Origin of the sequence: Streptomyces sp. NRRL S-495, assembly GCF_000966955.1 — a bacterium.
Classification (GTDB): Bacteria; Actinomycetota; Actinomycetes; order Streptomycetales; family Streptomycetaceae; genus Kitasatospora; species Kitasatospora purpeofusca.
In genome coordinates this window covers 1-8,123 of sequence record NZ_JZWY01000514.1, presented here as the reverse complement: position 1 = coordinate 8,123, position 8,123 = coordinate 1, and the positions used below count along the sequence as shown (strand labels likewise).

General features: G+C 73.9%; 7 protein-coding genes and 1 pseudogene. 2 read left to right on the top strand and 6 right to left on the bottom strand.

Annotated elements, in window-relative coordinates; all coding sequences use genetic code 11:
- Both VR45_RS25580 and VR45_RS25575 read right to left on the bottom strand, forming a co-directional pair.
- The coding region (locus VR45_RS25580) for a collagenase (protein ID WP_045942189.1) at positions 1 to 1,905 on the bottom strand (1,905 nt) is incomplete at its 3' end.
- 336 nt (positions 1,906 to 2,241) lie between these two features.
- Entirely contained in the window at positions 2,242 to 2,814 is a 573-nt protein-coding gene (locus tag VR45_RS25575; protein WP_078896824.1) for a DoxX family protein, read from the bottom strand.
- Positions 2,815 to 3,010: 196 nt separating this feature from the next.
- Here VR45_RS25575 and VR45_RS25570 point away from each other — a divergent pair, with 196 nt between their 5' ends.
- Together VR45_RS25570 and VR45_RS25565 are read left to right on the top strand one after the other, a co-directional pair.
- Positions 3,011 to 3,607, top strand: a complete 597-nt coding sequence (locus VR45_RS25570; protein WP_045942188.1) for a TIGR03086 family metal-binding protein — start codon at positions 3,011 to 3,013, stop codon at positions 3,605 to 3,607.
- Positions 3,608 to 3,774: 167 nt separating this feature from the next.
- Positions 3,775 to 4,236, top strand: coding sequence for a hemerythrin domain-containing protein (locus tag VR45_RS25565; protein WP_052709366.1), 462 nt, complete (start codon positions 3,775 to 3,777; stop codon positions 4,234 to 4,236).
- Positions 4,237 to 4,321: 85 nt separating this feature from the next.
- On the opposite strand, the gene VR45_RS25560 is transcribed toward VR45_RS25565, so the two are convergent.
- The 4 genes and pseudogenes from VR45_RS25560 to VR45_RS25545 form a co-directional block, all read right to left on the bottom strand.
- Positions 4,322 to 5,113, bottom strand: a complete 792-nt coding sequence (locus tag VR45_RS25560; protein ID WP_045942187.1) for a VOC family protein — start codon at positions 5,111 to 5,113, stop codon at positions 4,322 to 4,324.
- A gap of 356 nt (positions 5,114 to 5,469) precedes the next feature.
- Complete coding sequence (locus VR45_RS25555) at positions 5,470 to 6,315, bottom strand: class I SAM-dependent methyltransferase (RefSeq protein ID WP_045942186.1); 846 nt, start codon at positions 6,313 to 6,315, stop codon at positions 5,470 to 5,472.
- Positions 6,312 to 7,342, bottom strand: a pseudogene (locus VR45_RS25550) (enolase C-terminal domain-like protein). Before VR45_RS25550 ends, VR45_RS25555 begins: the two are co-directional and overlap by 4 nt.
- Positions 7,339 to 8,123 (bottom strand): pyridoxal-phosphate dependent enzyme (locus VR45_RS25545; protein ID WP_159394351.1); only part of this gene is annotated, 785 nt, incomplete at its 5' end. The pseudogene VR45_RS25550 and the gene VR45_RS25545, both read right to left, overlap by 4 nt.

Here is an 8,123-nt window from a genome sequence, read left to right as displayed (position 1 = left end):
GGTGCCGATGGTGGTCTTGAGGATGGTGCGGGCACCGTCCCAGTCACCGGCGCGGTACTTGGCGAGCACGGCGTCGGCGTCGGCGCGGTGCTTCTCCAGCATGTAGCGCACCGCGAGGTAGCCCCAGCGGTAGGTGCGCTCGGAGTTGGTGTTCTCGTAGGTGGTGTCGAACAGCGCGGAGAGCCTGTAGGTGTGCTGGCCCGCGGCGGAGATCGCCGCGTCGTAGTTGACCTTGCGGTACGAGTAGGAGACGTACTCGGCGAAGCCCTCGACCCACCAGATGGTCGGGGTCTTCACACCGGCGTCGAAGTCGCCGTACATGTCGAACCGGCCGTCGAGGTAGTGGGTGTACTCGTGGTTGAGGTTCCAGACCTGGAAGTCCGGGCGCGCCCACTCGGCCTCGTAGGCGAGGAAGCGCGGCTGGTTGCCGGCCTCGCTCGGATTGCCCTCCAGGTACATGCCGCCGTTGTCGGTGTTGATGCCGTAGATGGAGGCGGCGAACACCCTGTAGTCGAAGGAGCTGTGGAAGACCACGACCTCGATGGTGGTGTTCTTGTCGTCCGCGACCGGGCCGTTGTCCTTGGCCACCGAGTGGAAGTACGCGTCCTGGCCGGTCAGGCTGGAGCAGGCGGTCGCCAGCTGGGTGGAGTCCAGCGCCTGGGCGAGGATCCGGATGCTCGGGCTGCAGGTGTGGCTGACCGTCAGGACGGCCGACTTGAGCCGGGCGGCGGAGTCACAGGTGCCGTAGTACGAGCAGTTGCCCTTGTCGTAGGCGTCGGCCATCTCGGCGACGGCGGCCCACTGGTAGGCGGTGTTGCCGGTGGGCGAGGAGCGGTCGACCAGCCCCTTCAGCAGCGGGCGCACCTTGGGCTGGAGCGCCGGGTACTGCACGAAGCGGCCCAGCTCGCGGGTGGCGTTGTAGACCAGGAAGGTGTAGTCGCCGCCGAGCAGGGCGCCGTTGGCGGATGCGAAGGAGTAGAGCGCGTCGAGCACGCTCGGGTCGGCGGTCACCGCGTCGACGAAGCCGGTGGCCTGGTGGCCGCGCCACAGCACGGTGAACACGCTGTTGAGCGCGTTGCCCATGTTGGCCGGGTTGTGGGTGGCAGCGTCGTAGGCGCCCAACAGCCGCTTCACCACGGGGAGGTAGCGGACGTTCTCCTGCGCGCTGTCGATCAAGGTGATGGCCTCGCCGAGGGTTCCGGCGTTGGCGGAGGTGACGTCGCGGGAGTGCGCGCTGTTGAAGAAGCTGTCCAGCGCACCGCGGATCGAGCTCTGCAGGGCGGTGCCGTAGGTGCCCACGTCGGACGCGTGGTACCACTGCACGAAGTAGCCGGCCCGCAGGAAGAGCACCAGCTGGCCGGTGGAGGTGGAGTTGTCGCCCGGGTAGGCGGCGGCGTTGTCGCGCAGGGCGTCGGCCACCGAGACCATCTGGGCCTCGCGGAAGGCGCCGCGCGCGTCGGTGCCGACCAGGTTGAACAGGCTGTTGATGCAGCCGAGGTCGGCCGCCTTGACCGCCTTGACCAGGTCGCCACCGGTGCGACCGGTGAAGTCCGGGATGTTGCAGGGCTGTTCGGCGAGGGCCTTGGGGGCGCCCGCACCGAAGGTCTTGACGATCTCGGCCTGCCGCTGGGCCGCCGACGGGGTGTCGGAGCGATCCGGGGAGGCGGTCGAGATCGGGGCGCGGTCCCGGGCCGGGACCGGCTCGTTCTTGCCGCCCGCGTCAGGGGTGTCACCGATGGCGGGCCTCGGGGCGATCCCGGCCGGTCCGGCCGAGGTGGCGGTGGGCGAGCCGCCGCCGAACTCCGGCCGGGTCTTGGTCGTGGCCGCCTGGGCGCGCGGGGCGAACAGGCCGACCGCCACGAACAGCGCCAGGATCAGCGCCAGGAGCTTTGCGACGTGCGGCATTTGCGCTAAAGGACGGGCGATTTTCACGTGGGGGCCTCCAGGCCTTCGTCGGTCGCGTGGGGGCGCGGCCGGTGGGGGGTGAAGAGGACCGTTGCGACGCACCGTTGGGGCGGTAGCGCCGAGCACCGGTGGGGGATGTGACATGTACAATGGCATACATCACACAACCGGGGAACCCTCGAATCGGAGAATCTCCGACAACTCCCCCGCCTGCACAGGAAATTCACCGATCGACCACGGAACGACAAAGGCCGCCACAGAACGTCAAAGGCCGCCGGTCGGTCGACCGGCGGCCTTCGCGAGCGGATCACGGCCTCAACGGCCTTGCAATCCCGATCAGTTGCGAGCCAGGAGCACGGCACCCGCGGTGACGAGAGCGAGCACCACCGCGGCCGCGCCGTAGCTCAGCCGGTGCGAGCGCACCACCGGCAGGTAGCGGTCCGCGGCGTAGCGGCCGGGACCGGTCAGCGCGAGCGCCGCCGCGGCGGCGATCAGCAGGAACTCGTACTCGCTGCCGCCCTTGACGGCGAAGAAGCTGCCGCTCCAGGTGACGGCGAGGGCGTTGAGCATGGTGCCCAGGATCGCGGCGGCGGCCAGCGGGGTCAGCAGGCCGACGGCGAGCGCCAGTCCGCCGCCGGCCTCGGTGAGGCCGGCCACGACGGCCATGAACTTCGCCGCCGGGTAGCCCTTCGCCTCGAAGAACTTTCCGGTGCCGTCGATGCCGCCGCCGCCGAACCAGCCGAACAGCTTCTGGCTGCCGTGCGCGGCCATGGTCAGGCCGAGTGCCACCCGCAGCAGCAGGAGGCCGACGTCGTAGGCGTGCGGGGAGGTGGTCACCGATCCGGGGGCCGACCCGGCTGCGGCAAGGGGGGTGGTGGCGGCGGTCGTGCTCGGGCTGCTGCTCGGCATGCGCGTCTCCATCAGAAAGGGGGGGTTCGTCGATACCGGCCGAATCTGTTTGTTCAAATTCGAACCAGCTGGGGTGTGTCGACCGTACCTGGAAGTTTGAATTTGAACAACCGGCCGGACCCAGGATATTGGCGTGACCGGGTCACAAGTGGTGCGGACCGGCGTACGGAAGTGCGCGGCGGGGCACGCTCAGGACATGGCACATCGCAACGAACACCGGCGGCCGGCCGACCGGGGCACCCCGCACGCCGCGGCCCTCGCCGCCTTCACCGAACGGATCCGGCTGGTCACCCCCGACCAGTGGGACGCGCCCACCCCGTGCACCGACTGGAGTGTCCGCGATCTGGTCAACCACCTCACCGGCGAGCAGCTCTGGGTGCCCGAGCTGCTGATGGGCGCGACCATCTCCGAGGTCGGCGGCCGCTTCGACGGCGACGTCCTCGGTGACGACCCGGTCGCCGCCTGGACGGCCGCCGCGGACGCCGCCCGCGCGGCCTTCGCCGTCCCCGGCGCCACCGAGCTCACCGTCCACCTCTCCTTCGGCGACGTCCCCGGCCAGTACTACCTGGACCAGCTCACCACCGACGCCGTCGTCCACAGCTGGGACCTCGCCGAGGGCATCGGCCGGCGCACCCGGCTCCCGGAGGAGCTCGTCGACTTCGCGCTCGCCGAGTTCTCCGGCTACGGGGACCTCTCCGGCAGCGGACTGTTCGACCCGCCGCTCCCGGTGGCCGGGGACGCCGGGCCGCAGACCCGGCTGCTGGCCCTCGCCGGGCGCCGGGACCGCCCCTGAGCGGAGGGCGGCACGGGGCCGGCGGCGGCACGGGGCCCGCGGGCCGGTGGTGGCACGGGCACCGCGCGCGGGCGGGTCCGGCGGATGCCCCGGTTGCCCGGGCGGAGCCGGATACTGGAGGTGTCGGGGGGCGCACCGGACGTCGACGGAGAAGAGGCGGGCGCGCCATGAGCCGCAGGCCGGACATCCTGGGTGAGTTCACCGCGGAGCACCGCGCGGTGGAGGACCTGCTCGTCCGGATCGAGGCCGGCCGGGCCGAGGACCGGGCGCCCGGAGAGCTGCTGGACCGGCTCACCGACCTACTGCTCAGCCACTGCGCGGCCGAGGAGGAACACCTCTTCCCGGTCGTCCAGCACGATGTGCCGGACGGTGGCGCGGTGGTGTTCCGGTGCATCCACGACCACCTCGCGATCGGCCAGTACCTCGCCGACCTCCAGGCCCTCCCCTCCGGCGACCCGGCGCTGGGCACCCTGCTGAACGGGCTCACCGAGCTGCTGCGGCGGCACCTGGCGACCGAGGAGAAGCAGCTCTTCACCGCCGCCCGCAAGGCTCTGCCGGCCGCCGAGCGGGCGGCGCTCGGCGAACGGCTGCGGGCCGAGCGGGCGGAGATCGCCGGGGCCGGGCCGTAGTGCGGGAGTCCGGCGGCTGGCGGGTCGAGGGCCGGGTCGGTGGGCCGGGGGCCGGGGCTGGCGGGCCGGGGGTCAGGGGGCGCGGTCAGGGCTTGGTGCTGATCACCGCGAAGCGGCCGCCCTCCGGGTCCTGCAACCGGGCCACCCGCCCGTACGGCGAGTCGAAGGCCGGACCGAGCACGCTGCCGCCGAGCCGCTCCGCCCGGACCAGCGCCTGGTCGGTGTCCGGTACGGAGAAGGACACCTCCCAGTGCGGGGTCAGCCCCGTCGGGCCGCCCGCCTGCTCCCGGGCCAGCGCGGCGACGCTGTGCCCCTCCGCCCGCAGCACCACCCGGTCGTGCTCCCAGCGGACCTCGAACCGCTCCGGGTCGCGGCCGTCCCAGCGGAACACCTCGCCGTAGAAGAGCGCTGCCGCGAACGGGTCCGGGGTGCGCAGCTCGATCCAGACCGGGGCGCCCAGCAGGTCCAGCCGCCGGGCGCGGCCCGGCGGGCCCTCCCAGATGCCGAACACCGCACCCGCCGGGTCGGCCGCGAACGCCAGCCGGCCGGCGTCGAAGGACAGCGGACCGACCGCGAGGGTCGCCCCGCGCTCGCGCACCGCGTCGGCGGCCGCGTCGGCACTCTCGGTGCCGAAGTAACTGGTCCAGGCGACGGGCATGTCCCAGCCGCCGCCCGCCACGCCGAGCCCGGCCACCGCCTCGCCGCCGACCACCGCGTGCTCGTACCGGCCGAAGCGGTCCGGTCCCGGCTCGAACTCCCAGCCCAGCAGCGGCCCGTAGAAAGCCTTGGCGGCGTCGAGATCGCGGGCCATCAGGCTCACCCAGCACGGGACGGCCGCCACACAGCGCACCTCGGCCGTCGTCGCATCGCTGCCCATCGCGCACCACCTCCGAGATCCCGGCCGCCGGGCCCCTCCCGACTCCCACGGCCGTCCGGCCGTCCGGGCGGGTTCAGCCTAGGACGTGTCCGACAATTCGTGCCGCATCAGCGCGCGGGGGTGGGTGTGGGGCCGGTGAGGTGGTGGTGAGGGTCGCGGGAGAGCGCTCCGTCCGGGCGCGCGCCCGGTGGGAGGCACGCCCCCGGACTGGCCCTGCGGCGCGGTACGACCGCGCGCCCGTCCGTGGCCGTTCGGATTCGGAGGGTGGCCAGCGGGGCCGACCGGGTGCTGCGGCGCCATGTCGCCCGAACGGGTGACACCGGGGGCGGTGGCCGGGCGGACCGGGGCCCGTCGGGTCAACTCCCGTTGCGGGCAGCGGGTTCGAACCTGGCGATCAGGTGCAGCCGGTCTCCGTCGGCGGAGTCCGCGCTGTCGGTGGGCCGGTCGCCCTCCGTCCAGGGCGGTTCGGTGCGCGGGCCGGGCCGGTCGTACAGGCCGAGGACGGTGAAGCCGTGCCGGGCGAGCAGGTGGCGCAGTTCCTGGGGAAAGAGCAGCCGCCAGGCGGAGTGCTGCTCGAACGGAGGCGAGCCGTCGTCCCCGGCCCAGCTCCGGGTGCGGCGCAGGAGCTGGGCGGCGTGGTCGATCCACAGCACGGTGCGCGAGGTGAGGGTGCCGCCCTCGTGGGTGACGCTGTCCAGCCTCGGCGCGTCGAGGAGTTCGGTGCGGCCGAGGAAGAAGGCGCCGTTGCGCATCTCGGCGACCAGCAGACCGCCGGGGCGCAGATGGTGGCGGAGCCGGCCGAAGCAGGCGTCGAGGTCCTCGTTGGTGTGGCAGTGGAGCAGTGCGCTGTCCAGGCAGAGCACCGCGTCGAACCGCCCAGGAAGCGTGAAGTCCCGTATGTCGCCGACGTGGTAGGCCGGTCCGGGGTGCCGGGAGCGGGCGTGGGCGATCATCGCCTCGGAGCTGTCCAGACCGGTGACGGTGCGGCCGGCGACGCGGTGCAGCCACCCCGCGTCCCGCCCGGTGCCGCAGCCGAGGTCCAGCACCTCGGGCCCGGCGCCGTGGGCGGCCAGCGTCGCCTCGGCCCACCGGGCGGCGGTGGACTCCGGGTCGGGGAAGCGGAGTTCGTAGAGCTCGGGGCGGTCGGTGAGCAGGTTCCGGTGGGCCTCGGCCGGGGTCGGCGGGGCGGGACGGCCGTTCATCGGGCCCCGCAGGGGGCGGGGAGGGCGGAGTCGGGGCGAGCGGGAGCGGGCAGCACGCCGAGGCCGGCCCGGTCCGGGGTGCGGACGGTGCCGTCGGCGCCGCCGATGCCCTGCCAGGGGTCGTGGGCGAGCAGCAGATGGCCGTCGAGGTCGAGCCAGCGGGCCCGGTCGGCGAGGTGGACGGCGGGCGCGATGCCCAGCGAACTCGCCACCAGGCAGCCGAGCATCAGCTCGGTGCCGCTGCCGCGCAGGGCCTCGGCGATGCGCAGCACCTGGTGGACGCCGCCGCACTTGGCGAGCTTGAGGTTGACACCATGGACCCGCCCGGCGAGCCGGCACGCGTCCTCGTGGTCGACGGCGTCCTCGTCGGCGATCACCGGGATCGGCGAGCGCTCGGCGACGGCGGCGAGCGCGTCGGGGTCGCCCGCAGCCGGAGGGCCTCGGCCGGGGTCCAGGCGCCGTTGGGGTCGAGCAGCAGCCGGGCTCCGGGCGCGGCCTCGTGGACGGCCCGGACCCGGATCAGGTCGAGGCCGGGGTCGGCGCTGCCGGCCTTGATCTTGAGCACGGTGAAGCCCGCGTCGGCGAGCCTGGCGGCCTGGACGGCGGCGCGGGCGGGCGGCTCGATGCCGATGGTGCGGGCGGTGACGGCGGCGACCGGGTCGGCCCGGCCGAGGAGGCGGTGGACGGGTTCGCCGGCCCGTTTGCCGACCAGGTCCAGCAGGGCGGCCTCGACGGCGGCCAGCACACCGGCCGGCAGCGGTGCGAACGGCGCCGCGCCGGAACAGAGCTCGGCAAGTGCCTGTTCGGGATCCTGATGACGCTCCAACGCGGGCCGCAGGAGGGCGAGTTCGTGGTGGATCCGGTGAGTGGGCAGGCCCAGGTGGACGCTGCTGACCACCTCGCCGTGGCCGGTCAGCCCGCCGTGGCCGAGGGCCAGTCGGACGGCGTCCCGCTCGGTGGTCACCGAGCGGGAGATGCGCAGCGGTGTGGCCAGACGGAGCCGTACCGTGCGGAGGTCGACCCTCATCGGTCCTCCTCGGTGCGGGCGGGCCCGGCGGCGGCCGGGACGGTGACGGCTACGGGGGCGGGGACAGTGGCGGGGGCGGGCGCCGTCCGGCCGGTGCGGCAGCGGGCCCAGCCGGTGACCTCGACGGCCGCCGGGTGCGGGATCTCGACCGGGCGCGGCGCGGCCCGCTCGGCGTCCAGGCCGTGCCGCCGGCAGAACGCGTCGTCGTACACCGTGCCGAGGTAGCGGTGCGGGCCGTCGGGGAAGACGGTGGCGACGGCGGCGCCCGGATGGACCCGGGCGGCCCAGGCCGCGACCAGGGCGACCGCGCCGGTGGACCAGCCGCCGCTGACGAAGGCGCCCCGGGCCAGCCGGCGGCAGGCGTCCACCGCCTCGGCGGGACCGACCCAGTGCACCTCGTCGAAGGCCTGGTGGGCGACGTTGCGCGGATGGATCGAGCTGCCCAGGCCGCGCATCAGCCGGGGCCGGGCGGGCTGGCCGAAGATGGTGGAGCCGACCGAGTCGACGCCGATGATCCGCAGCCGGGGCCAGTGCCGACGCAGGGCCTCGGCGAGTCCCGCGCTGTGCCCGCCGGTGCCGACACTGCACACCAGCACGTCGAGCCGGTCGAGCTCGGTGGTGATCTCCTGGGCCATCGCCAGGTAACCGGCCGCGTTGTCGGGGTTGTTGTACTGGTCGGGCCAGTAGGCGTCGGGCAGCAGGTCCAGCACGGCGCGCAGCCGGGCGAGCCGGGCCGCCTGCCAGCCGCCGTGCCGGGCCGGCCGCTCGACCAGTTCCAGCC